This is a genomic window from Streptomyces sp. NPDC059895 (assembly GCF_042731035.1).
In the GTDB taxonomy this organism is placed as follows: domain Bacteria; phylum Actinomycetota; class Actinomycetes; order Streptomycetales; family Streptomycetaceae; genus Streptomyces.
Genome location: NZ_JBHWKO010000022.1, coordinates 36785 through 61278 on the forward strand (window position 1 = coordinate 36785; position 24494 = coordinate 61278).

At 71.6% G+C, this 24494-nt stretch carries 21 protein-coding genes and 1 pseudogene; 7 read left to right on the forward strand and 15 right to left on the reverse strand.

Features of this window, described 5'->3' with window-relative positions:
- Window positions 1-198 precede the first annotated feature (198 nt).
- Together ACFV9M_RS24100 and ACFV9M_RS24105 are read right to left on the reverse strand one after the other, a co-directional pair.
- Entirely contained in the window at window positions 199-477 is a 279-nt protein-coding gene (locus tag ACFV9M_RS24100; protein WP_385067413.1) for a hypothetical protein, read from the reverse strand.
- Window positions 474-1436 (reverse strand): SPFH domain-containing protein, encoded by a 963-nt coding sequence (locus ACFV9M_RS24105; RefSeq protein WP_385067411.1) that lies wholly within the window; start codon window positions 1434-1436, stop codon window positions 474-476. Before ACFV9M_RS24105 ends, ACFV9M_RS24100 begins: the two co-directional genes overlap by 4 nt.
- Window positions 1437-1724: 288 nt before the next feature.
- Between ACFV9M_RS24105 and ACFV9M_RS24110 the strand changes: the two genes are divergently transcribed.
- Entirely contained in the window at window positions 1725-4136 is a 2412-nt protein-coding gene (locus ACFV9M_RS24110) for a transglycosylase domain-containing protein (RefSeq protein WP_385067408.1), read from the forward strand.
- Window positions 4137-4273: 137 nt separating this feature from the next.
- On the opposite strand, the gene ACFV9M_RS24115 is transcribed toward ACFV9M_RS24110, so the two are convergent.
- The 4 genes from ACFV9M_RS24115 to ACFV9M_RS24130 form a co-directional block, all read right to left on the reverse strand.
- On the reverse strand, window positions 4274-6394 hold the full coding sequence (locus ACFV9M_RS24115; RefSeq protein ID WP_385067406.1) for a SpoIIE family protein phosphatase: 2121 nt from the start codon (window positions 6392-6394) through the stop codon (window positions 4274-4276).
- 316 nt (window positions 6395-6710) lie between these two features.
- On the reverse strand, window positions 6711-7403 hold the full coding sequence (locus ACFV9M_RS24120) for a DUF402 domain-containing protein (RefSeq protein WP_385067403.1): 693 nt from the start codon (window positions 7401-7403) through the stop codon (window positions 6711-6713).
- A gap of 72 nt (window positions 7404-7475) precedes the next feature.
- A complete protein-coding gene (locus tag ACFV9M_RS24125) occupies window positions 7476-8861 on the reverse strand; it encodes a class II fumarate hydratase (protein WP_385067401.1) in 1386 nt (461 codons plus the stop codon).
- 196 nt (window positions 8862-9057) lie between these two features.
- On the reverse strand, window positions 9058-10734 hold the full coding sequence (locus tag ACFV9M_RS24130; protein WP_385067398.1) for a fumarate hydratase: 1677 nt from the start codon (window positions 10732-10734) through the stop codon (window positions 9058-9060).
- 169 nt (window positions 10735-10903) lie between these two features.
- Between ACFV9M_RS24130 and ACFV9M_RS24135 the strand changes: the two genes are divergently transcribed.
- Entirely contained in the window at window positions 10904-11614 is a 711-nt protein-coding gene (locus tag ACFV9M_RS24135) for a DUF1707 domain-containing protein (RefSeq protein WP_385067395.1), read from the forward strand.
- Between the two features lie 263 nt (window positions 11615-11877).
- On the forward strand, window positions 11878-12255 hold the full coding sequence (locus ACFV9M_RS24140; RefSeq protein ID WP_385067392.1) for a WhiB family transcriptional regulator: 378 nt from the start codon (window positions 11878-11880) through the stop codon (window positions 12253-12255).
- Between the two features lie 92 nt (window positions 12256-12347).
- Here ACFV9M_RS24140 and glpX read toward each other — a convergent pair whose 3' ends face one another.
- Window positions 12348-13382 carry a class II fructose-bisphosphatase gene (gene glpX, locus ACFV9M_RS24145; RefSeq protein WP_385067389.1) on the reverse strand — a complete coding sequence of 345 codons (1035 nt, stop codon included), beginning with the start codon at window positions 13380-13382 and terminating at the stop codon, window positions 12348-12350.
- Window positions 13383-13508: 126 nt separating this feature from the next.
- On the opposite strand from glpX, the gene ACFV9M_RS24150 reads away from it, so the two are divergent.
- Window positions 13509-14063, forward strand: a complete 555-nt coding sequence (locus tag ACFV9M_RS24150; protein WP_385067387.1) for a DUF4245 domain-containing protein — start codon at window positions 13509-13511, stop codon at window positions 14061-14063.
- A gap of 104 nt (window positions 14064-14167) precedes the next feature.
- On the opposite strand, the gene ACFV9M_RS24155 is transcribed toward ACFV9M_RS24150, so the two are convergent.
- The 4 genes from ACFV9M_RS24155 to ACFV9M_RS24170 form a co-directional block, all read right to left on the reverse strand.
- Window positions 14168-14758, reverse strand: a complete 591-nt coding sequence (locus ACFV9M_RS24155) for a malonic semialdehyde reductase (protein WP_385067384.1) — start codon at window positions 14756-14758, stop codon at window positions 14168-14170.
- Between the two features lie 136 nt (window positions 14759-14894).
- Window positions 14895-15119 carry an exodeoxyribonuclease VII small subunit gene (locus ACFV9M_RS24160; protein WP_385067382.1) on the reverse strand — a complete coding sequence of 75 codons (225 nt, stop codon included), beginning with the start codon at window positions 15117-15119 and terminating at the stop codon, window positions 14895-14897.
- Window positions 15116-16339: an exodeoxyribonuclease VII large subunit gene (gene xseA, locus ACFV9M_RS24165; RefSeq protein ID WP_385067379.1), complete on the reverse strand. Its 1224-nt coding sequence runs from the start codon at window positions 16337-16339 to the stop codon at window positions 15116-15118. The genes ACFV9M_RS24160 and xseA overlap by 4 nt, the downstream gene beginning before the upstream one ends.
- A 220-nt stretch (window positions 16340-16559) precedes the next feature.
- On the reverse strand, window positions 16560-17939 hold the full coding sequence (locus ACFV9M_RS24170) for an APC family permease (protein ID WP_385067377.1): 1380 nt from the start codon (window positions 17937-17939) through the stop codon (window positions 16560-16562).
- 116 nt (window positions 17940-18055) lie between these two features.
- Between ACFV9M_RS24170 and ACFV9M_RS24175 the strand changes: the two genes are divergently transcribed.
- Together ACFV9M_RS24175 and ppgK are read left to right on the forward strand one after the other, a co-directional pair.
- Window positions 18056-19081 (forward strand): 4-hydroxy-3-methylbut-2-enyl diphosphate reductase, encoded by a 1026-nt coding sequence (locus ACFV9M_RS24175; protein ID WP_385067375.1) that lies wholly within the window; start codon window positions 18056-18058, stop codon window positions 19079-19081.
- An 83-nt stretch (window positions 19082-19164) separates the two neighbouring features.
- Entirely contained in the window at window positions 19165-19923 is a 759-nt protein-coding gene (ppgK, locus tag ACFV9M_RS24180; protein ID WP_385067372.1) for a polyphosphate--glucose phosphotransferase, read from the forward strand.
- A gap of 55 nt (window positions 19924-19978) precedes the next feature.
- Here the strand turns inward: ppgK and ACFV9M_RS24185 are convergent, their stop codons facing one another.
- The gene (locus tag ACFV9M_RS24185; protein ID WP_385067371.1) at window positions 19979-20437 is read right to left on the reverse strand and encodes a DUF6542 domain-containing protein; all 459 of its coding nucleotides are present in this window, start codon (window positions 20435-20437) and stop codon (window positions 19979-19981) included.
- A 467-nt stretch (window positions 20438-20904) separates the two neighbouring features.
- Between ACFV9M_RS24185 and ychF the strand changes: the two genes are divergently transcribed.
- Entirely contained in the window at window positions 20905-21993 is a 1089-nt protein-coding gene (ychF, locus tag ACFV9M_RS24190; protein ID WP_385067369.1) for a redox-regulated ATPase YchF, read from the forward strand.
- A 108-nt stretch (window positions 21994-22101) separates the two neighbouring features.
- On the opposite strand, the gene ACFV9M_RS24195 is transcribed toward ychF, so the two are convergent.
- The 3 genes and pseudogenes from ACFV9M_RS24195 to ACFV9M_RS24205 all read right to left on the reverse strand — a co-directional run bounded on the left by ACFV9M_RS24195 (window position 22102) and on the right by ACFV9M_RS24205 (window position 24201).
- Window positions 22102-22338: a tyrosine-type recombinase/integrase gene (locus ACFV9M_RS24195; protein ID WP_385102528.1), complete on the reverse strand. Its 237-nt coding sequence runs from the start codon at window positions 22336-22338 to the stop codon at window positions 22102-22104.
- 64 nt (window positions 22339-22402) lie between these two features.
- A pseudogene (locus tag ACFV9M_RS24200) lies at window positions 22403-22849 on the reverse strand (CPCC family cysteine-rich protein); the annotation flags it as partial.
- Window positions 22850-22995: 146 nt separating this feature from the next.
- The gene (locus tag ACFV9M_RS24205; RefSeq protein WP_385067366.1) at window positions 22996-24201 is read right to left on the reverse strand and encodes a cytochrome P450; all 1206 of its coding nucleotides are present in this window, start codon (window positions 24199-24201) and stop codon (window positions 22996-22998) included.
- Window positions 24202-24494: the final 293 nt, after the last annotated feature.

Here is a 24494-nt window from a genome sequence, read left to right on the forward strand (position 1 = left end):
TGTCACAGATCCGCCACAGCGCCGGCGGCCGCTCCCGCGCGACGACTGCCACCCCCGATGCGACGACTGCCACTCCCCAAGGCGACGACTGCCATTCCTCGCCCAGGGTGCCTGCGGCCCGTGCCCTCAGAACGCCTGCGGCCCTTGCCCTCAGGGTGTCTGCGGCCCGTGCCCTCAGGGTGTCTGCGGCCGTCGTCCTCAGGGTGTCTGCGGCCGTTCTCGGGGCGACGGCGGCCGGGGCGCGGAGTCCTTTGGCGGCCGTCCGCGACGCGGGAGGGGGCCGGCCTCGCCCGGCAGCCTCCCCGCCTCCTTCAACGCCTTGCGCAGCAGGAACTCGATCTGGGCGTTCGCCGACCGCAGCTCGTCCGACGCCCACCGGGCCAGCGCGTCGTGGACCGACGGGTCGAGCCGCAGCAGCACCTGCTTGCGCTGCCGCGGCCGACGCTGAGGGGCATCGCCCCCGGCGGGATCCGTCACTGGTAGAGGGTCCCGGTGTTGAGCACGGGCTGCGGCGCCCGGTCCCCGCAGAGCACCACCAGCAGATTCGACACCATCGTCGCCTTCCGTTCGTCGTCCAGTTCCACGATGTCCCGCTCGGCGATCCGGCTGAGCGCGTCCTCGACCATGCCGACCGCGCCGTCCACGATCTGCCGCCGCGCCGCGACCACCGCGCCCGCCTGCTGCCGCTGGAGCATCGCGGAGGCGATCTCCGGGGCGTAGGCGAGGTGGGTGAAGCGGGACTCGATGATCTGCACGCCGGCGGCCTCCACGCGCACGCGCAGCTCCGCGGCCAGCTTCTCGGTGATCTCCTCGGCGTTGCCGCGCAGCGAGAGCCCGTCCACGTCATGGGCGTCGTAGGGGTACTCGATGGCGATGTGCCGGACGGCGGCCTCGGTCTGGGTGGAGACGAACTCGAAGTAGTCGTCCACCTCGAAGGTCGCCTGGGCGGTGTCCTCGACCTTCCACACCACGACCGCGGCCAGCTCGATCGGGTTGCCGTAGGCGTCGTTGACCTTCAGGACCGCGGTCTCGTGGTTGCGGACCCGGGTGGAGATCTTCGTGCGGGAGGTGAGGGGGTTCACCCAGCGCAGGCCGTCCTCGCGGATGGTCCCGCGGTACCGCCCGAAGAGCTGCACCACGCGGGCCTCGCCCGGGGCCACCATGTTCAGTCCGCACATGGCGACGAGCGCGGCCAGGGCGACGAGGACGCCCCCGGTGATCAGGGCGGCCTTGGCGGCGGTCGCCGTCACCGCCGCGGCGGCCGCGATCAGGCCTGCGCCGGCCAGCAGCCCGACCAGCCCCGCCAGCAGCGCGAGCCCGCCCCCCACGCTCCGCGCGGGGAACTCCCGCACGCGCGGGGCGGGCATCGCGGGCACGTCGATGTCGGCCGCGACGGGCGCGACGGGCGCCGGGATCTGCGGGTCGTGCGTGGACATGGGGTTCCCCCGTTTCTCGCGGGTGCTGTCCCGCGAACCGGCTCTCTGCTCTTCGCATCTTCTATCTAAGTGATAGCACTTTATGGCGGGATGGCAACCCTGGGGCCCTGTCGTACGTCGATTTCGGTGGAACGGTGTGTCGGTTCCACTGCGCGGGGTGCTGATTCTCACGCCCGGGCCCGGCCGGATCGGGCCCCCTTTGTCACAGAGAGCGGTGTTAGCTTGCTGAGCTGACCTGCCTCCGGGCACTGGTGTGACTGCCGAACAGGAAGCGGAGCGAGCGGACTCATGGGACGAGCGGACGAGAGACGAGCGCGACAGCGCGGTGGCCGCCGCGCAGCGCCCAGGGACCGTTCGCCGGGGGCGGCCCCGGACCCGCGCGAGGAGTCGGTGCCGACGGCCCAGGCGGCCACCGGCGTCGCGGCAGGCGGACGCGCGGCGGCCCGCCGGAGCGCCGGCCGGAGCGCCAGGAAGGGCGCCAAGGGCGGCGACAAGGGCCGCATACGCCGGCTCTTCACCTGGAAGAAGATGATCGGCACGTTCCTCGGCGCCTGTCTGCTGGGCATCGGCGCGTTCGTCGTGCTGTACCTGACGACGCCGATCCCCGAGGGCAACGCGGCCGCCCAGTTGCAGAGCAACGTCTACAACTACAGCGACGGCACCCTGCTGACCCGCGACGGTGAGCTCAACCGCGAGAACGTCGACCTGTCCGAGGTCCCCAAGGCCGTCCAGCGCACCTTCGTCGCCGCCGAGAACAAGACGTTCTACCAGGACGCCGGCGTCGACCTGAAGGGCACCGCCCGCGGTCTGCTCAACACGGTCATGGGCAAGGGCGCCCAGGGCGGTTCGACGATCACCCAGCAGTACGTCAAGAACTACTACCTGACGCAGGAACAGACCGTCACGCGCAAGCTGAACGAACTGGTCATCTCGCTGAAGCTGGACCGGGAGAAGTCCAAGGACTACATCCTCGCCGGCTACATCAACACCAGCTACTACGGCCGCGGCGCCTACGGCATCCAGGCCGCCGCCCAGGCCTACTACCGCGTCGACGCCGACCAGCTCACCGTCGCCCAGGGCGCCTACCTCGCCGCGCTGCTCCAGGCCCCCAGCCAGTACGACTGGGCCGTCGCCTCCGACACCGGCAAGAAGCTGGTCCAGCAGCGCTGGAACTACGTCCTGGACAACATGGTCGAGGAGGACTGGCTCGACAAGTCCGAGCGGGACGCCCTGAAGTTCCCGGTGCCCAAGGAGCCCAAGGCCGCCCCCGGCCAGGAGGGCCAGGTCGGCTACCTGGTGAACGCGGCCAACAGCGAGCTGGAGCGGCAGCTCGTCGAGCAGGGCGTCGCGGACAGCAGCAAGGAGGCCGAGGCGATGGTCAACGCCGGCGGCTGGAACATCACGCTCAACATCGAGAAGAAGAAGCAGAAGGCGCTGGAGACCTCCGTCAAGGAGCAGCTGACCAGCAAACTGGACGCGGAGAAGCGCTCGGTCGACGGCGATGTGCAGGCCGGGGCCGTCTCCGTGAACCCGAAGACGGGCGCGGTCGTGGCCATGTACGGCGGTGTGGACTACGTCAAGCACTACACGAACAACGCCACCCGCGCCGACTACCAGCCCGCCTCCACCTTCAAGCCGGTGATCCTCGCCGCGGCCCTGGACCAGGGGGCCCAGACCCAGGACGGCGAGGAGATCACCGCCGACACCCTCTACGACGGCACCAGCAAGCGCCCCGTCGTCGGCAGCGACATCGGCTTCGCCCCGGAGAACGAGGACGACGTCGACTACGGCGACGTCACCGTCCAGACGGCGATGAACAAGTCCATCAACTCCGCCTTCGCGCAGATGGGCGTCGACGTCGGCATGGACAAGGTGCTCCAGACCGCCAGTGACCTCGGCATGGACACCGAGGGACTGAAGGCCGTGCCCGCACAGACCCTGGGCACCATGGGAGCCAGCCCCCTGCAGATGGCCGGCGTCTACGCGACCCTCGACAACCACGGCAAGAAGGTCACCCCGGCCGTCATCAAGTCGGTGGAGAACAGCGCCCACGAGGTGGACCTCTCCGACCCCATCGGCGAGCAGGTCATCAGCCGCGAGGCCGCCGACACGGTCACCTCGATCCTGACCGGCGTGGTCGACGACGGCACGGCCCAGACCTCCGTACGGGACAACCCCGAGCGCAACGGCCAGAAGGTCGCGGGCAAGACGGGCACCTCCGACAACAACCTGTCGGCCTGGTTCACCGCCTACACCCCCGACCTGGTCACCTCCGTCGGCCTGTTCGGCGAGTCCGCCAAGTCCCCGCACCCCCAGGTCAGCCTGACCGGCGCGACCGGCCTGATCCCCGGCAAGGGCCGCATCAACGGCGGTGGCTACCCGGCGCAGATCTGGGCGGCGTACACCTTCGGCGTCTCCAGCAAGGTCACCAAGTTCGACCTGGAGACCGACCAGGGCGCGGCGGTCCAGCCGACCGTGACGGCCGAGCCGTCCCCGTCGGAGTCGCCGGAGCCGACGGAGGAGCCGACCACCGAGGCCCCGACGTCCAGTGCGCCCGCCGAGAGCGCGACCCCGTCCGAGGAGCCGACCACGGAGGAACCCTCGGAGGAGGCGACCACGGAGGAGCCGTCGGAGTCGCCGACGGCGGAGGAGTCCGAGACGGAGGAACCCGAAAACCCGTTCGAGCAGATGGGTCAGTAGCCGACGGCCCAGTAGCCGACGGCCCAGTAGCCGACGGTCCAGTAGCCGACGGCCCAGTAGCAGACGGGCCGGCAGCAGACAGCCAGTGGACGACAGGGCGCCCGGTGATCACCGGGCGCCCTGTCGCGTCACACGGTCTACCCGTGGTTGAGCTCGAACCAGACCACCTTGCCGGTGCTCAGCCGGGTCGCCCCCCAGCGCCGGGCCAGCCGGTTGACGAGGATCAGGCCCCGCCCGCCCTCGTCCGTGGCGCGGGCCTGCCGCAGCCGCGGCAACTGCGGCACGTCGTCCCCGACCTCGCAGCGCAGCACATCGGTACGCAGCAGCCGCAGCGTCACCGGCCGGGTGGCGTACCGCACCGCGTTGGTGACCACCTCGCTCACCAGCAGTTCGACGGAGTCGGTCAGCTCCTCCAGCCCCCAGCGGGCCAGCGCCCGACGGGCCAGCCGCCGGGCCCGGCCCGGCGCGGCGTCCTCCGGTTCCAGGTACCAGTACGCCACGTCGTTCGGCGCGATCCCGTCGAAACGCGCGGCGAGCAGCGCGATGTCGTCGTCCCGGTCGCCCGGCCCGAGCATGTCGAGCACCTCGTCGCACAGCGCCTCGAGGGGCGGCGGATGATCCGGCCCGGTGAGCTGGGCGGTCACCGCGAGCTTCTCCCGCAGTTGCTCTATGCCGGTCGCCACGTCCCGCAGCCGCGACTCGACCAGGCCGTCGGTGTACAGCAGGAGCGTCGCCCCGGCGGGCGCGTCCAGCTCCACGGCCTCGAAGTCGACGCCGCCCACCCCGATCGGCGCGCCCGGCGGCACCCGCAGCACCTCGGCCCGCCCGCCCAGATGCAGCAGCACGGGCGGCGGATGGCCGGCGTTGGCGATGGTGATGCGGTGCGAGACCGGGTCGTAGACGGCGTACAGGCAGGTCGCCATGCGGTCGGTGCCCAGGCGCTGCGCCTGCTCGTCCAGGTGGTGCAGCACCTCCTGCGGCGGCAGGTCGAGCCCGGCGAGCGTCTGCGCCGTGGTCCGCAGCTGGCCCATGATCGCGGCCGACGTCATGGAGTGCCCCATGACGTCCCCCACCACCAGCGCCACCCGGCTGCCCGGCAGCGGGATCGCGTCGTACCAGTCACCGCCGACCCGCGCGGTCTCCGCGGCGGGCAGATAGCGGGAGGCCAGCCGGACGCCCGTGGGACGCGGCAGGGTCTCCGGCAGCATCGTGCGCTGGAGCTCGTCGGCGATGTACGCCTCACGGTCGTACAGCACCGCCTTGTCGATGCCGAGGGCGCTGTGCGTGGCGAGCTGGGCGGCGACCAGCAGGTCGTCGCTCTCGAACGGGATGCGGTCCGGGCGGCGGATGAACACCGCCGCCCCGATCACCCGGCGCCGGCCGCGCAACGGGGCCAGGATCGCCCGCTGACCGTCCGGCACGTCCAACTGGCTGTCCTCGCCCAGCAGTTCCGGCAGCGCGGCGCGCGCGGCCGGATGGTCGGCGAAGACCGGGCGCACACCGCGCAGCACCTCCGCCAGCGCGCCGCCGGGCCGCACCTCGCACAGCTCCGCGATCGCCGCCGACAGCTCCGACAGCTCCGGTGTCTCCGGGGGCGGCAGGCCGAGCGCCGCGAACCCCGTCTCGGTGTCGCGCTCCTCGGGGATGCGGTCGGTGCGCCGCAGCCGCAGCACGACCCGGTCCGCGACGGGCCGTTCGTCGCCCACCGGCAGCGGGTCGCGCAGGTAGACGAGGATCGCGTCGGAGAACGTCGGCACGGTGGCCCGGCACAGCCCCATCACGATCTCGTCCAGGTCCAGGCCCCGGGCGATCCGCCGGGTGGCCGCGCCCACGAAGCGCAGCCGGTCCCCGTCCCGCCGCATCGGCGTGGGCCGGCCCGGAGCCGGCGCCTGGCCGGTGCGGCGCTCCTGCCCCCCGTCGGGGCCGTGCTCGGGCCGCGTCTCGGCGCCCGGCTGGACCGGGATGGACTCGGGCGCGGGCCGCGGCCGGTGCTCCCCCACGCCCGGCTTCGCCCCCGCGGACGGCACCCCCAGCGGCTCGGCGGCCATCGGCTGGGAGTGCTCGGAGTCGGGCGCGGCCGGTTCCGTTCCCTTGCCGCGCGGCGCGGTTCCCGGGGTGTCCTCGGTGCGGCCCTGGGCGGCGGCGGACGGTAAGGCGGTGGAGCCCGGCGCGGAGGCCTGGGTACGCAAGAGCGCCCCGCGGGGGTCCGTGGGGTCGACGCCCTGGGGGCGTTCGTAGGAGGTGGGCTGCTCCGTCACGCGTGTCGCATCCGTCCGTCCGGGGCTGCGCGCCGTGCGCGCAGTCGGTCCCGCCGAGAACCCGATACCCGGAACACATGTCCCCGGAACGGGATTCCCGCGTGGTCAGAGGCTGTTCCTGTGTCACCGGTGGACCGGGCACGGCCCCCGGGGCCCACGTCGAAGGCCCTGCCGGTGTCGCCCTCGTACCCCTCGCTCACGTCCTGCCGCCCCTCGGTGACGTTCGGTCAGACCCGGCGTCTGATCCGGGAGTTGCTCTGTGCTGCTCTTGCGGAGGACGATCCTACGTTTGTTGCCCGGGGGCGCAGCAAGGGTCTCATGTGGACAGGCGCGCGGGCACGCGGTCCCAGTCCTCCGGCAGCAACGGTACGGCCCAGGACGGATCCGGGCGCCAGTGCTGCCAGCCCTCGTCGAACGGCGGCCCCCAGGCGCGGATCGCCTCGACCGCGGCCCGGCCCGCCTCCCGCACCCGCTCGGCCGCCGACGCGTCCATCAGGCCGTCCTGCTGGGCCTGTGCGAACTCGTCCTCGTCGCGCCACTCCCAGGTCCGGTCCTCATAGACGCAGATGTCCAGGAAGTGGTCCTCGGAGTCCACGCCGCCGTCCCAGCGGGACAGCGGCTCCTCGAGATTGACGTACCAGTTCTTGAACTGCCAGCCCGGCTCCCAGAACAGCCACACCGACCAGGGCTCGCCGGGCCGGGCCAGCTTCAGCACGCCCGTGCCGAACCAGTGGTCGAGCGCCACGCTGCGCGGCTTGACGTACCGGCTGTGCAGCGGTTCCTGGTGCGGCGGGGTGCCGTCCGCGAGGACGGGCTTGACGCACTGGGTGCCGGGGGCGAGCCACACGGCGAGCACGTCCTCGTCGTCGCGGACGACGGTCACCGGCCGGACGATGTGCGATCGCTCGCCGCCGTTCTCCCGGTAGCGCCACAGGATCTGGTCACCGGGCTCCCAGAAGGCCGCCGCACCGCCGGTTCCCACGTGTCTCACCGCTCCGCCGTCTGCCATGCACAGATATTAGGTGCCATGGGCATACGACGCTGCGGTGCGCGTCACGGTTCTCGCGCCGGGCGCGAAACGTCACGGACGTGTCATCCGCAGGACATCGAGCGCCTCGTCGAGCTGTCCGAGCGTCAGGTCGCCGCGCTCGACGTACCCGCCCTCCAGGACCGCCTCCCGGATGGTCTTCCGCTCCGCCAAGGCCTTCTTCGCGACCTTCGCGGCCTCCTCGTAGCCGATGTACTTGTTGAGCGGGGTGACGACGGACGGCGACGACTCGGCGTACTCGCGGGCCCGTTCGCGGTGGGCGACGACGCCGTCGACCGTCCGGTCGGCGAGCAGCCGGGAGACGTTGGCGAGCAGCCGGACCGACTCCAGCACGTTTTTGGCGATGACCGGCAGCATGACGTTGAGCTCGAAGTTGCCGGCGGCGCCCGCCGCGGCGACCGTGGCGTCGTTCCCGGTCACCTGCGCGGCGACCATCAGCACGGCCTCCGGGATCACCGGGTTGACCTTGCCGGGCATGATCGAGGAGCCGGGCTGGAGGTCGGGCAGGGAGATCTCGGCCAGTCCGGTCCGCGGCCCCGAGGCCATCCACCGCAGATCGTTGGCGATCTTCGTCAGTCCCACGGCGATGGTCCTGAGCTGCCCGCTGGTCTCGACGACGCCGTCCCGCGCGCCCTGCGCCTCGAAGTGGTCGCGGGCCTCGGTCAGCGGCAGCCCGGTGACCCGGGCGACCTCCTGGATCACGGCGGAGGAGAAGCCGGGGGGCGTGTTGATGCCGGTGCCGACGGCGGTGCCGCCCAACGGCAGTTCGGCCAGCCGGGGGAGCGAGGCCCGCAGCCGCTCGACGCCGTACCGCATCTGGGCGGCGTACCCGCCGAACTCCTGGCCCAGCGTCACGGGGGTGGCGTCCATGAGGTGGGTCCGCCCGGACTTCACCACGTCGGCGAACTCCTCGGCCTTGCGCTCCAGCGCGGCGGCCAGGTGCTCCAGGGCCGGGATCAGGTCGTGGGTGACGGCGGCGGTGGCGGCGATGTGCAGGGAGGAGGGGAAGACGTCGTTGGAGGACTGCGAGGCGTTGACGTGGTCGTTGGGGTGGACGTCCCGGCCCAGGCGCTCGGCCGCCAGCGTCGCGACGACCTCGTTGGTGTTCATGTTGGACGAGGTCCCCGACCCGGTCTGGAACACGTCCACCGGGAAGTGCTCGTCCCACCGGCCCTCGGCCACCTCGGCGGCCGCCTCCTGGATCGCCTCGGCGATCTCCTTGTCGAGCACCCCCAGTTCGGCGTTGACCTTGGCGGCGGCGCCCTTGATCCGGGCGAGGGCCTCGATGTGCGCGCGCTCCAGGCGCTGCCCGGAGACGGGGAAGTTCTCCACGGCCCGCTGTGTCTGGGCCCGCCACTTCGCGTGCGCGGGGACGCGGACCTCGCCCATGGAGTCGTGCTCGATGCGGTATTCGGTCATACCGGGTTCAGCGTGGGGGCGGGCGCGGTTGTTCCGGGAGTGGTCTGATCGGGGGCACCCGAATAGCCCGTCCGGCGTTTGAGGACGAGGCCCGTCCAGGGCCGAAGCGGGGGTCCGGGGGCGCAGCCCCCGGGGACGGGACGGGAAGGGGCGGCGGGGGCGAAGAAACCCCCCACCGCCCCCGCCGTACAAGGCGCTACGCCAGCCCCGGCCCCCGCACCGGAATCGACGTGAACGTCGGGGCTGGCGCCGGGTCCTTGAAGAAGTCGTTGCCCTTGTCGTCGACGACGACGAACGCCGGGAAGTCCTCGACCTCGATCTTCCAGACGGCCTCCATGCCGAGCTCCTCGTACTCGACGACCTCGACCTTCTTGATGCAGTCCTGGGCCAGCCGGGCCGCGGGCCCGCCGATCGAGCCGAGGTAGAACCCGCCGTGCGCGCCGCACGCGTCGGTGACCTGCTGCGACCGGTTGCCCTTGGCCAGCATCACCTTGGAGCCGCCCGCCGCCTGGAACTGCTCGACGTAGGAGTCCATGCGGCCGGCCGTCGTCGGACCGAAGGAACCGGAGGCGTACCCCTCCGGGGTCTTCGCCGGACCCGCGTAGTACACCGGGTGGTCCTTCAGGTACTGCGGCATCTCCTCACCCGCGTCCAGCCGCTCCTTGATCTTGGCGTGTGCGATGTCACGCGCCACGACCAGCGGACCGGACAGCGACAGCCGGGTCTTGACCGGGTACTTGGTCAGCTCGGCGAGGATGTCGTCCATCGGCTGGTTCAGGTCGATCCGGACGACGTCGCCGTCCTGCTCGAGGTGCTCGTCGGTGGTGTCGGGCAGGAACCGCGCCGGGTCCGTCTCCAGCTGCTCCAGGAAGACGCCCTCCGCGGTGATCTTCGCGACGGCCTGCCGGTCGGCCGAGCAGGAGACGGCGATGGCCACCGGGCAGGAGGCCCCGTGGCGGGGCAGCCGCACCACGCGCACGTCGTGGCAGAAGTACTTGCCGCCGAACTGCGCGCCGATGCCGATCTTCTGCGTCAGCTCGAAGACCTTCTCCTCCAGCTCCTTGTCGCGGAAGCCGTGCCCGAGCGGCGAGCCCTCGGCCGGGATCTCGTCCAGGTAGTGCGCGGAGGCGTACTTCGCGGTCTTCAGGGCGTACTCGGCGCTCGTGCCGCCGACCACGATCGCCAGGTGGTACGGCGGGCAGGCGGCCGTACCGAGCGAGCGGATCTTCTCCTCCAGGAACTTCATCATGGAGGCCTCGTTCAGGACGGCCTTCGTCTCCTGGTAGAGGAAGGACTTGTTGGCGGAGCCGCCGCCCTTCGCCATGAACAGGAACTTGTAGGCGCCGCCGTCCGTGGCGTACAGCTCGATCTGCGCCGGCAGGTTGGAGCCGGTGTTCTTCTCCTCCCACATGGTGAGGGGAGCCATCTGGGAGTAGCGGAGGTTCAGCTTCGTGTACGCGTCGTAGATGCCGCGGGAGAGCGCCTCCTCGTCCCGCCCCCGCGTGAGCACGTTCTGCCCGCGTTTGCCCATGACGATCGCCGTGCCGGTGTCCTGGCACATCGGCAGCACGCCCGCCGCGGCGATGTTGGCGTTCTTCAGCAGGTCGAGGGCGACGAACTTGTCGTTGCCCGACGCCTCCGGGTCGTCGATGATCCGGCGCAGCTGCGCGAGGTGCGCCGGGCGCAGGTAGTGCTGGATGTCGTGGATCGCCTCCTCGGCCAGCTTGCGCAGCGCCTCGGGCTCCACCCTGAGGAAGGTCCGCCCGTCGGCCTCGAAGGTGGAGACACCCTCGGAGGTCACCAGCCGGTACGGGGTGGTGTCCTCTCCCATGGGGAGCAGATCGGTGTACGCGAACTCAGGCATCTCGCCCATTCCTCACTCGACTGACGCGTGCGGCCGGTTTCCAGAGCACGACGGCTGGCCTCCTTCGGCAGCGCCCACCAGCGTAGGACCTGCGGTCGGCGGCGAGCTTGTGAGGTAAGGCTCAGTTCGGCCTCTACGGGGACTATCGCGATCTATCGTGTGTCGGTACGCTGCTGTCGTGGACCTTCAGAAGCGGACCGACCCGCGTGCTCCCGTCGCCGACCCGCGTGCCTCCGTGGCCGAGCTGCGCGCCTCGGACGCCGACCGTGACCGCATCGCCGACATCCTGCGCGAGGCCCTCGCGGAGGGGCGCCTCACCGCCGACGAGCACGCCGAGCGCGTCGAGGGCGTGCTGGCCGCCAGGACGGTCGGTGAACTGGACGTGTTCATCAGGGACCTGCCCGCCGCCCACCACCGGCACGCCCCGCCGTACGCCCCGGCCCCGCACCGTCCGCCGTCCGGCGCGCTCCCCGCCGACCCGGACGTCAACCTGGTCGCCGTCTTCAGCAGCAGTGTCCGCAGGGGCCGTTGGCGGGTCGGCCGCCGCATCCACGCGTACGCGGTCTTCGGCAGCGTCGAGATCGACCTGAGCGAGGCGCTGTTCGAGTACCGGCACGTCGTCGTCAAGGCGGTCTCCGTCTTCGGCAGCGTCGAGGTCCGCGTCCCGGAGAACGTCTCGCTGTTCGGTACCGGCGGCGGTGTCCTCGGCAGCTTCGAGGTCGACACGCTCGACTCCGCCGATCCCGACGCGCCCGTCGTCCACGTCGAGGGGTGGGCCGTCCTCGGCCACATCGAGGGCCGGCCCAGGCGCGGCCGGGTCGTCGCGGACATCCTCGACAAGGTGCACCGCAAGGTCGACCGCGGTTTGCGCAGGCATCTGGACCGTTGACGGTCGCGAACCGGCGGGCGGGCCGGCGGGCGGGGCGGTGGGGGGGACGGTGGGGCGAGCCGGCGGGGGCCGGCCGGCGAGCGCGGACCGGCTGCCCGGGCGGGGGCCGGTCCCCGACGCGAGCGCGTACCGGCCCGGTACCCGGCCCGGTAGCCGGTGCGGGCCCGGTCCGGCGGTTCGGAACTCAGTGCATAGGCGCGCGCACAGCGGGTAGGCCTTGCTGCATCGTCTCTCGCTCGCGAAGCCGTCGTCAGGAGTAGACCGTGCTGCAACCGCCGCATTCGTCCCTGCAGGTCGCCGCCGTTCCGGCCCAGCGGGTGCCGGCGCGGGACAGGGACCAAGACGCTCCGTGGCACACCGAGGCCGTGTGCCGGCGCGACGAGGCAGGCCTGTTCTTCGCCCCCTCCAAGGAGCCCACCGCCGCCCGGCTCTCCCGCGAGGAGGCCGCCAAGCGGGTCTGCGCCCGCTGTCCCGTGATGGTCGAGTGCCGCGAGCACGCCCTGCTCCAGCCCGAGCCGTACGGTGTCTGGGGCGGCCTCACCGCCGCCGAGCGCCGTGTGGTCCTCGCGCGCCGCAGGCGCCGCGACATGGAGCTGAAGAAGGCGGTCAGGGCCACCGACCGCATAGCGGCGGCCGGCTGACGCACATCGAGAAGGGGCGCCCCCTCCGCACCGGGGGCGCCCCTTTCGTCCGGGACGGGCCGTCACGCTCGTTCGGCCCTCCCGCAGTCCACCTACTTCGCGTGGTCGAAGTCGATCGCGCTGTAGGCCCGCAGCTTGCTGAGCCGGTGCTCGGAGTCGATCCGCCGCACCGTGCCCGACTTCGACCGCATCACGATCGAGTCGGTCGTCGCGGTCTCCGACCGGTACCGCACCCCTCGCAGCAGCTCCCCGTCGGTGATCCCGGTGGCGACGAAGAACACGTTCTCGCCGGTCACCAGGTCCTCGGTGGTCAGCACACGGTCGAGGTCGTGCCCGGCGTCGATCGCCCGCTGCCGCTCCTCGTCGTCCTTCGGCCAGAGCTTGCCCTGGATGGTGCCGCCAAGGCACTTCACGGCACAGGCCGAGATGATGCCCTCCGGCGTGCCGCCGATACCGAGCAGCAGGTCGATGCCGGTGCCCTCGCGCAGCGCCAGGATCGAGCCGGCCACGTCGCCGTCCGAGATCAGCTTGATCCGCGCCCCGGTGTCCCGGACCTCCTTGATGAGGCCCTCGTGCCGCGGCCGGTCCAGGATGACGACGGTGACGTCCTCCGGCGTGCCCCGCTTGGCCTTGGCGACCCGGCGGATGTTGACGTCGACGGGGGCGTTGATGTCGACGAACTCGGCGGCCTCCGGGCCGGTGACCAGCTTGTCCATGTAGAACACCGCGGACGGGTCGAACATCGCGCCGCGCTCGGTGGCGGCGAGGACGGCGATCGCGTTCGGCATGCCCTTGGCCGTCAGCGTGGTGCCGTCGATCGGGTCTACGGCGATGTCCACCTCCGGCCCGGTGCCGTCGCCGACGCGCTCACCGTTGAAAAGCATCGGCGCCTCGTCCTTCTCGCCCTCGCCGATGACGACCACGCCGTTCATCGAGACGGTGGAGACGAGGGTCCGCATGGCGCGCACCGCGGCACCGTCGGCGCCGTTCTTGTCGCCGCGCCCGACCCAGCGGCCCGCGGCCATCGCCGCCGCTTCGGTCACCCGGACGAGTTCCAGGGCGATGTTGCGGTCGGGGGCCTCGGAGGGCACATCGAGTTCGGACGGCAAGTGATGATGCTCGGTCATCGGAGCGCACCTTTCTGATACGACGACGGCCGGATGAGGGTTCGAGCCCGACTCTATCGTCAGTCCGACAAAATGAGCAGGGGACCCCACGGATGAGCGCACCGGGCACCTGCGACGATAGGGGGCGTGGCAGGTTCGAAAGGCAAGATGCAGACGGTCCGGGACATGGTGCTCTCCCTGGGAGTGATTATGATCGCGGGCTTGGTGATGTACCTCTTCATCCCGCACGACGACCACTCTCCGGACGTCCAGCGCGTCGACTACCGCGTGGAGCTGCTCACGGCACGTCGCGCCGCCTCGTACCCGATCGCCGCGCCCGAGGGCCTGCCGTCCACCTGGAAGGCGACCTCGGTGCGCTTCGACGGCACCCAGTACGACGCCTGGCACCTGGGCTTCCACACCCCCGACGGGGAGTACGTCCAGGTCGAGCAGTCCACTCAGAAGCCGTCCACGTTCATCGACGAGGCGACGCAGGGCGCCCAGCGGGCGGAGCGGACGGAGCAGCTCGCCGGTCGCACCTGGACCCGCTACACCGACGGCCGCTACGACGCCCTCGTCGTGGAGAGCGCGGACGGCTCGACGACGGTGGTGGCCGGCACGGCGTCGTGGGCCAAGCTGGCGCAGTTCGCGGAGTCGCTGGAGTCGGAGTCGCTGGAGTCGGAGTCGCCGGCGACGGAGTGAGCGCGCCGCGCCCCTCGGCGGACGCGCGCGCCCCCTGACATGAGCGAGGCCCCCGGCGGGATCTTCCGATCGCCGGGGGCCTCGTCATGTCATCGTTCAGGCCGTCAGACCGTGGTCACGACCTGCTCGTACGCCAGGCGCGGGGAGCGCGGGAACCAGGCGTTCTCGCCCGGCTTGCCGATGTTGACGACCATCAGCGGGGTGTGGTCGTCGTCCAGGAACTCCTTGCGGACGCCCTCGAAGTCCAGACCGGTCATCGGGCCGGCGGCCAGACCGGCGGCGCGGACGCCGATGATGAAGTAGGCGGCCTGGAGGGCGGCGTTCAGCAGGGCGGCGCCCTCACGGGCCGGACGCTCGCTGAAGAAGAGGTCCTTGGCCTGCGGGAAGTGCGGGAGGAGCTGCGGCAGCTCCTCGTGGAACTCGTTGTCCGCGGAGAGGATCGCGACCAGCGGCGCGGCGGCGGTCTTGGCCTGGTTGCCCTCGGCCAGGTGCTTCACCAGGCGCTCGCGGGCCTCGGGGGAGCGGACCAGGGTGATGCGCAGCGGGGTCTGGTTGAAGGCGGTCGGGCCGAACTTGACCAGGTCGTAGATCGCCTGCACCTGCTCGTCGGTCACCGGCTCGTCGGTGAAGGTGTTCGCGGTGCGGGCCTCGCGGAACAGCAGGTCCTGGGCGGCGGGGTCAAGAACGAGAGACATGCGTGGACTTCCCTGGGGTGCGCGTCCGGATCCGGGGGCACCGGACCGGCTGACGTGATCGACCGTACGCCATGGAAGTTCAATCTTCAACTAGCGGTGGGGGGCGGGGTGACCGCCCTCACAGCCGTCCGCCGCGTCACCCCTCCTCCCGCGCCTCCCCCTCCTCCGCGAGCGCCGCGTCCAGCCGGGCCCGCGCGCCCTCCAGCCAGCGCCGGCACACCTTGGCCAGCTCCTCCCCCCGCTCCCACAGGGCGAGGGACTCCTCCAGCGTCGTACCCCCCGCCTCCAGGCGGCGTACGACCTCGATCAGCTCGTCGCGCGCCTGCTCGTACCCGAGCGCCTCGTCCGTCCTGCCCGTCATGCACCCAGCCCCTGATCGTCGACTCGTACCGTGAACTCACCCGCGGCGACCCGCGCGCGCAGCGCCTCGTCCGCCGTCACCTCGCCCGGATCCCGCACCACGTGCCCGTCGGCCCGCTGGAGCACCGCGTACCCCCGCTTCAGCGTGGCGGCCGGCGAGAGCGCCACCACGCGCGCGCGGGTGTGCGTCAGCTCGGAGTCGGCGCGGTCCAGGAGATGACCGAGGGTACGGCGGGACCGGTCGACCAGCGAGGCGAGGTGATCCGCCCGCTCGTCGATCATCCGGTGCGGATCCTGGATCACCGGCCGCGCCAGCGCGTGGGCCAGCCCGCGCTCCTCCCGCTCCACGAGCGCCTGCGCGCACCGGCGCGCCCGGCCGCGCAGCATCCGCACCCGCTCCAGCTCCTCACCGACGTCCGGCACGACCTTCTTCGCCGCGTCGGTGGGCGTCGAGGCCCGCAGGTCGGCCACATGGTCCAGCAGCGGATTGTCCGGCTCGTGGCCGATCGCCGACACCACCGGCGTACGGCAGGCCGCGACCGTCCGCACCAGCTGCTCGTCGGAGAACGGCAGCAGGTCCTCCACGCTCCCGCCCCCGCGCGCCACGACGATCACGTCCACCTCCTCCAGCGCGTCCAGCTCCTTCACGGCCTGCACGACCTGCGGCACTGCGTGCACGCCCTGCACGGCCACATTGCGCACCTCGAAGCGGACGGCGGGCCAGCGGTGCCGGGCGTTCTCCAGCACGTCCCGCTCGGCGGCGGACGCCCGCCCGCACACCAGCCCGATGAGCTGGGGGAGGAAGGGCAGCGGCTTCTTCCGCTCGGGAGCGAACAGCCCCTCCGCGGCCAGCGACTTCTTCAGCTGCTCCAGCCGGGCCAGCAGCTCCCCGACCCCCACCGGCCGTATCTCGACCGCCCGCAGCGACAGCTGCCCCCGCGGCGCGTACCACTCCGGCTTGGCGTGCACGACGACCCGCGCGCCCTCGCCGACGACGTCCGCGACCGCGTCGAACACCTGCCGGTAGCACGTCACACTCACCGAGACGTCGTATGACGGGTCCCGCAGCGTCAGAAAGACGACACCCGCACCCGGGCGCCGCGACAACTGGGTGATCTGCCCCTCGACCCACACCGCGCCGAGCCGGTCGATCCACCCCCCGATGAGCCGGGACACCTCGCCCACGGGCAGCGGAGTCTCGGCGGACGTGTTGACAGCCATGCCCGCGAGGGTAGTGGCAGCCGCTGACAACCGGGCGTCCGCCTCGACGTCCGGCACCGCGACCCCCGCGGTGTCCGGCGCCCGCCCGTCCGATCAGCCGGTGATGGCGTTCCGGGCCCTGCGTCTCTGCGGTGTCCGGCGTGCGCCTGTCGGGTCAGCCGGTGGTGGCGTTCCGGGCCCTCCGCCCACGCTGAGCGGTGTCCGGCGTTCGCCCGCCCGCTCAGCCGGTGGCGGCGTCCCGGGTCCTCCGCCCCCGCTGCGCCCCCAGCACCACCAGCCCCACCGCCAGCCACACCGCTCCCACCACCTGAGCCGTCCGGGACGCCTCCACGATCACCGCGACGGTGATCACCGCCCCGGCCACCGGCATCAGCACGTGCCGCCACCACACCACCGGACCCCCCGCCCGGCGCACCGCGAACCACCCCACCACGCTCGCGTGCAGCAGCGTGAACGCCGTCAGCGCCCCGACGTCCACCACCGACACCAGGTGATCCATCCCGTCGTCCCGCCGGGCCGCCCACACCGCCGCCACCAGCGTCACCACGGCCGAGCAGGCCACCGCCACCCGCGGCACCCCGGAGTCCGTCCGCGCCAGCACCGCCGGCAGCCGCCGGTCCCGCCCCATCGCGAACAGCAGCCGCCCGGCCGCCGCCTGCCCGGCCAGCGCGGCGAACGCGGCCCCGACCGCCTTGCTCACGGCCACCAGGTCGTGCAGCCAGGTCCCCACGGACACGTCGACGGCGTCGTAGAAGGCCGACCCCTGCCGCCCCGGCTCCGCGGCCAGCTCGGCCGACGTCACCGGCTCCAGCAGCGCCACCAGATACGTCTGCGCGACGAACAGCGCACCCGCCAGCGCCAGGCAGAACAGCAGCGCCCGCGCCACCTTCGCCGAACCGCCCGTGACCTCCTCCGCGAACGTGGCGATCGCGTCGAAGCCCAGATACGACAGCACGGCCACCGACACCGCCCCGAGCACCGCGGACAGCGCGAACGCCCCCTGCGTCCCGTCCCCGGCGAACGGCGACAGCCATCCCCGCTCCGCGCCGTCCCGCGCGAGGACGACGACCGCCGACACCACGAACACGGCCAGCACCACGATCTCCATCGCCAGCACCAGGAAGCCCACCCGGGCCGCGGCCCGCACCCCCCACAGGTTCAGCAGGGTGGTGACGACCACCGCCAGCGCCGTCCACACCCACCGCGACACCCCCGGGACCAGCGCGTTCATCGCGATGCCGGAGAAGAGGTAGGCCACGGCCGGGATCAGGACGTAGTCGAGCATCGCCATCCAGCCGGCGACGAACCCGGCCCCCCTGCCGAGCCCCACGCGCGCGTACGCGAACACCGACCCCGCCTGCGGCACCACCCGCACCATCTGCGCGTAGCTGAACGCGGTGAACGCCATGGCGACGGTCGCGACGACGTAGACGAGCGCGACCGCCCCGTGCGACTTCGCGTCCAGCGTGCCGAACACGCCGACCGGCGCCATGGGCGCGATGAACAGCAGCCCGTAGACCACCAGGTCCCGGAAGCCGAGACTGCGCCGCAGCTCGTGCGCCCCGGCGGGCGGGCGCGTCGACGTACCGGCGTCGGACATCCGTGCCTCCGATCCTCCGCGGGGAGCGCCTGCCCCCTCCTCTCCCCGCTCACCCGCCAGTCTCCCCGCCCGCACCGTCCACAGGCGATCTTCGACCCGCCGGACGCGGCCTTACGATGGGACGCATGACCGCTTCGCCTGGCCGCCGTGTCCTGCTCGCCGCCCCCCGGGGCTACTGCGCGGGAGTGGACCGCGCCGTGATCGCCGTCGAGAAAGCCCTGGAGCAGTACGGCGCTCCCGTCTACGTCCGCCACGAGATCGTCCACAACAAGTACGTCGTGCAGACCCTGGAGAAGAAGGGCGCCGTCTTCGTCGAGCGGACGGAGGAGGTCCCGCCGGGCAACATCGTCATGTTCTCGGCGCACGGCGTCGCCCCCGTGGTGCACGAGGAGGCCGCGCGCGGCAAGCTCGCCACCATCGACGCGACCTGCCCGCTGGTCACCAAGGTCCACAAGGAAGCCGTCCGCTTCGCGGGCGAGGACTACGACATCCTCCTGATCGGCCACGAGGGCCACGAGGAGGTCATCGGCACCTCCGGCGAGGCCCCCGACCACATCCAGCTCGTCGACGGCCCCGCCGACGTCGCCAAGGTCGAGGTCCGCGACCCCTCCAAGGTCGTCTGGCTGTCGCAGACCACCCTCTCCGTCGACGAGACCATGGAGACCGTCGACGCCCTGAAGGAGAAGTTCCCGCAGCTGATCTCCCCGCCCAGCGACGACATCTGCTACGCCACGCAGAACCGTCAGCTGGCGGTGAAGCAGATGGGCGCAGAGGCGGACCTCGTCATCGTGGTCGGCTCGCGCAACTCCTCCAACTCCAAGCGGCTCGTCGAGGTCGCCAAGCTCGCCGGCTCGCGCCAGGCGTACCTCGTGGACTTCGCCGGCGAGATCGACGAGACCTGGCTGGAGGGCGTGACCACGGTCGGCGTCACCTCGGGCGCCTCCGTGCCGGAGGTCCTCGTCGAGGAGGTCCTGGAGTGGCTCGCCGAGCGCGGGTACGGGGACGTCGAACTCGTCAAGGCCGCCGACGAGCACATCACCTTCTCCCTGCCCAAGGAACTCCGCCGCGACCTGCGCGAAGAGGCCGCGGCCCTGGTCGCCCAGCGCGGCGGGACCGGCGCGGGGACCACGTCGGCGCGGTGACCGCGCGGCGGGGCGGTGGCGGCGTCCGCGTGACGGGGGCACCGTGGGCGGTGACCGTCAGTCGATCGTCGTAACGTGGTGCCATGCAGATCTTCGGCGTGGACATCGGTGGATCCGGGATCAAGGGCGCCCCTGTGGACCTGGACCAGGGAGACCTGGCCCAGGAGCGCTGCAAGGTGCTCACCCCGCACCCGGCGACGCCCGAGAGCGTGGCCGACGGCGTGAAGCAGGTCGTCGACCACTTCGGGTGGACGGGACCGGTGGGGCTCACCTTCCCGGGCGTGGTCACCGGCGGATCCACCATCCGCACGGCGGCCAACGTCGACAAGGGCTGGATCGACGTGGACGCGCGCGCGCTGTTCAGCGAACGGCTCGGCGGCCTCCCGGTGACGGTCGTCAACGACGCCGACGCGGCGGGCGTCGCCGAGATCGCCTTCGGCGCCGGCCGGGACCGCAGCGGCACCGTGATCCTGCTCACGTTCGGCACGGGCATCGGCAGCGCCCTCTTCGTCGACGGCGCCCTCGTGCCCAACACCGAACTCGGCCATCTGGAGCTGCACGGCCACGACGCGGAGAAGCGCGCCTCCAGCAAGGCCAAGGAGGACGGCGACCTCAGCTGGGAGCAGTGGGCCCACCGCGTCCAGAAGTACCTCGCCCACGTCGAGATGCTGTTCTCGCCGGAGCTGTTCATCATCGGCGGTGGCGTCAGCCGCAAGGCGCAGAAGTTCCTGCCGCTCATCGAGGGCATCAAGGCGGAGATCGTCCCGGCGCAGCTGCTGAACAACGCGGGCATCGTGGGGGCGGCGATGCGGGCGGCCAAGGACAGCCACCAGACGGCCTAGGAGCCCCTTGGGGCCCCGCCGGACGGCACGGCTACCGACCCCGGCTACCGACCGGCTACCGAACGGCCCCGGTGTGACCGCGAGCCCCGGTGCGACCGCGGGCCGGTCGGCCGGCCGCGCCGATCCGGCGGATCAGCACCACCAGCCCCGCGACGAAGGTCCCGCAGTACAGCCAGCCGACCTCCGTGGCCAGCGCGGTGATCACCCCCGTCAGCCGGGAGCCGTGCCCGTCGCCGCCGTGGGCGACGGGCACGAGCCCCACCGCGAACGCGATGGGCACGACGGTGGGCGCGGACAGCGGTTCGGCCCGGCGCACCCACAGCGCGGTCAGCAGGCACACCGGCAGGAACAGCACCCCGTACACCGTCGGCGAGGCGTCGAACAGCGCGTGGTCGAGCCAGCCGACCAGCAGCATCAGCGCCATGCTGAACAGCCCGCAGCCGAGCCCGGTGAGCCGGGGATCGGGCAGACGGCGCGCGACGCCCGCCGGAGCCGGAGCGGACGCTCCCGGCACGCGAGCGGGCCGGGGAAGGGCCGGGGAGCGACCGGCCCCGGAACCGGCCCCGGAACCGGCCCCGGAACCGGCCCCGGAACCGGCCCCGGAACCGGCCCCGGAACCGGCCCCGGAACCGGCCCCGGACGGCGCACCGGACCGGGAGCCGGAGCCGTCTCCTCCCCGCGCGGGAGACGCCGGACGGGCACCGCGGCCCGCCTGCGGCGGGAGGGGTGGCGTCCCGCGTCGCACTCCGTTCCGCCGCGGACGCGTCCTGTGTTGCTCCATCGGTCCAACATAAGTCGTTTAATGTGCCGAATCCGGCGCGGGACACGCCGGGGCCGGGACCTTGACCGTGCGTTCGACAGGTCCGCAGGGCTGGGCGCGGGCACGCCGTAAACTGGTGGATCGGCCAGCCCTCTGGCCCTCTGGCCGTCTGGCCCCTGGCCGTCTGGCCCCCTGGCCCTCTGACTACGGGAAGTCGCAACGTGTCGCTCACGATCGGAATCGTCGGTCTGCCGAATGTCGGCAAGTCGACCCTGTTCAACGCCCTGACCAAGAACGACGTGCTGGCGGCCAACTACCCGTTCGCCACGATCGAGCCCAACGTCGGCGTGGTCGGCGTGCCCGACGCCCGCCTGACGAAGCTGGCGGAGATCTTCTCCTCGCAGCGCGTCCTCCCGGCGACCGTCGACTTCGTCGACATCGCGGGCATCGTGCGCGGTGCGAGCGAGGGCGAGGGCCTGGGCAACAAGTTCCTGGCGAACATCCGCGAATCCGACGCGATCTGCCAGGTCATCCGCGCCTTCAAGGACGAGAACGTCGTCCACGTCGACGGCAAGGTCTCCCCGAAGGACGACATCGAGACGATCAACACCGAGCTGATCCTCGCCGACCTCCAGACCATCGAGAAGGTCCTGCCGCGTCTCCAGAAGGAGTCGCGGATCAAGAAGGACGTGGCGCCCAAGGTCAAGGCCGTCGAGGAGGCGAAGGAGATCCTGGAGAAGGGCGACACGCTCTTCTCGGCGGGCATCGTCCAGGGCTCCGGGAACGAGGAGCTCCTCCACGACCTGCACCTGCTCACCACCAAGCCCTTCCTCTACGTCTTCAACGTCGACGAGGACGAGCTGACCGACGAGACCTTCAAGGACGAGCAGCGCGCCCTGGTCGCCCCCGCCGAGGCGATCTTCCTCAACGCCAAGCTGGAGGCGGACCTCGCCGAGCTCGACGAGGAGGACGCCCTGGAGCTGCTGGAGTCGGTCGGCGCGGAGGAGCCCGGCCTCGCCACCCTCGCCCGGGTCGGCTTCGACACCCTCGGCCTCCAGACCTACCTCACGGCCGGCCCCAAGGAGTCCCGCGCCTGGACCATCAAGAAGGGCGCCACCGCCCCCGAGGCCGCCGGCGTGATCCACACGGACTTCCAGAAGGGCTTCATCAAGGCGGAGGTCATCTCCTTCGGCGACCTGGTGGAGACCGGCTCGGTCGCGGAGGCCCGCGCCAAGGGCAAGGCCCGCATGGAGGGCAAGGACTACGTGATGCAGGACGGGGACGTCGTGGAGTTCCGCTTCAACGTCTAGTTGATCTAGTGAAAGGCCGTCTGACCTGCGACGGAGCGGGTTGGGCGGCCTTTGCGGTCCGCACAGAGTCCGCAGCGTGCTGACTTCGGTCAGCGCGCGGGGGAGCGGCTACGCCGCTTCGTCGACCTGTGGCTGGACATCGGCGGACTGGTCCGCGTACGCCTTGTCGACGGCGGCCCGGGTCCACTCCTCGGAGTCGGGCCACAGGTGGGTGTAGATGTTCAGCGTCATGGCCGCGTTGGTGTGGCCGAGGCGCTCGGAGACCGTCTTCACGGACTCGCCGTGCTTGATCAGCAGGCTGGCGTAGTGGTGCCGGAGGGCATGGGGTCCGGTGCCCTTCGGTATGCCCGATAGAGTCGCGTGTCAGATCGATGGGGCGCCACGCGGGGTCGAGGGGCTCGTCCTCGGCCGGAGGGCGGACGTACTGGCGGCCGTGCTCGTCGCAGGCGCCCAAGTCCTGGTAGTTGCGTTGGGCTTCGATCAGGGACACCTTGTTCGCCCCGCCGCCCATGGCCGGCCAGCGGAACTGGACCCCGTCGTCCTCCCAGAAGCAGACGGGGCAGATCTCGTGCGAGCCGGGCATGGCGTCGAGCACGCGGTGCCCGCAGCAGGGACAGGGGTAGCAGTCGCTCACCTGCGCAGTCTCGTTGCGGATCCCGCCGGTGTGCCATGCATTTCTCCGCCTCAGCACACCCGGCCAGTCCGCAGACAGTCCGCGGGACACCCGTGAACGATCGTCGGGACCCAACGCAAGCTGACGGAGAAATGTCTGCGTCGGACCGACCTCAAGATGCTCGGGGAGCTGGTCAAGGGCAGGCGGGACCGGCGATGGCGGCCGGTGGCCCGCACCCCTCACGATGCGGACTCCGAGGTCCAGGTGCCCAGGGCGATCTCGGCGGTGACGCCGGGCCCGAAGCCGGTCATCAGGCCGCGGTGCCCCTCAAAGCTGATGCTTCGTCGAAGCTGCGGGCCAGGCGTCGAGTACCACCGCGCTGGCTATGGTCACCAGGTGACGGGCAGCGCGAGCGGATAGCGCCAGATCGACGTCTTGTTCCAGCGCACTTCCTCGGCCGGCTTCGCCAGTTTCAGGTCGGGGAAGCGCTCCAGAAGGGTTCCGAGCGCGACTTGGAGTTCCGTGGTGGCGAGCGGAGCGCCGAGACAGTGATGTCCACCCCAGCCGAAGGTCATGTGAGACGGGCCGGAGCGACGCAGATCCAGCTCGTCGGGCCGGTCGAACTTCCGTCCGTCACGGTTGGCCGTCAGATAGGAGACGTGCACGATGTCCCCTGCCTTGATCGTCACCCCGCTCAGTTCCACGTCCTCCAAGGCGACGCGGGGGATGCCGACGCCCTTGCGGAAGGGGATGAAGCGCAGCAGTTCCTCGATGGCCTGCGGGAGCAACGCGGGATCGGCGCGCAGCATGGCGAGCTCTTCGGGGCGGGTGAGCAGGAGGTAGGCGATGTTCCCGATCTGGTAGGTGGTGGTGTCCTGTCCGGTGATGAGCAGGACCATGGCCATGACGGCCAGTTCCTGGTCGTTGAGGATCTCGTCTCCGTCGCGAGCTGTGGCCAGCGCGCTGATCAGGTCGTCGCCCGGGTTCTCGCGCCGGTGCCTGGTCAACGTCTGGAAATAGGCGCGGAGCTCGGCCTTGGCCCGTACGGCGTCGTCCCGGTTGTCGACGCCGGTGTCCATCATGGTCCGTGCGTGGGCGCGCAGTTGGGCCCGATCGGTCTCGGGGATGTCGAGGACCTCGCAGATGGTGGCGAGGGGCAGAGGGTCGGCCAGGTGCTCGGTGAGGTCTGCGGGAGAGCCGTGCTCCGCCATCCGGTCGAGCAGTTCGTTCACGACATGCTGGGTGCGGGCCCGCATGCGTTCCATCTGACGGGGCGCGAATCCTTTGGAGATCAGGCTGCGCAGGCGGCTGCTGGCCGGCGGGTCCATCACGTTGATCGCCTCGTCCTGAACGATGGGTTCAGGCGTCATGCGCGGGAAGTTCCGGCCGATGATGGCGCGGCGGCTGAAACGCCGGTCTGTGGTCACCGTGCGCACATCGTCGTAGCCGGTGACGAGCCATGCTTCCCCCTCGCCGTGGGGCAGCCGGATACGGGAGACGGGCTCTTCGGTCATCAAGCGCTGGAGCATGGGATCGAACTCGAGGGCCTCGGCGTAGTCGAACGGACAGTTTCGCGGGGTGGCGACTGGTTCCATGCGTGGCTCCCGATCGGATCTGACAGGCGGTCCCAAGTGTCCGGAGTGTCCGGCGCGACATGGGTGCCCGATCGCCCGCGCAGGCACGCACCACTGCGGCCGTTCGGCCTAAGAACTTCTCCTCGGCGGTGACGCGTCCGCCCGCCGACTCCCCGCCGTCGAGCCGTCGAGCAGCCCCTGACGGAGCGCCACCCACACCCTCCCGGGAGGCGACCGGGGTGCGGGCCCCGGCGGGGCGGGACCCGGCGGGGGGCCTTCGGCTCGCCGCCCGGATCGTCGCGTTCGCGCCCCCC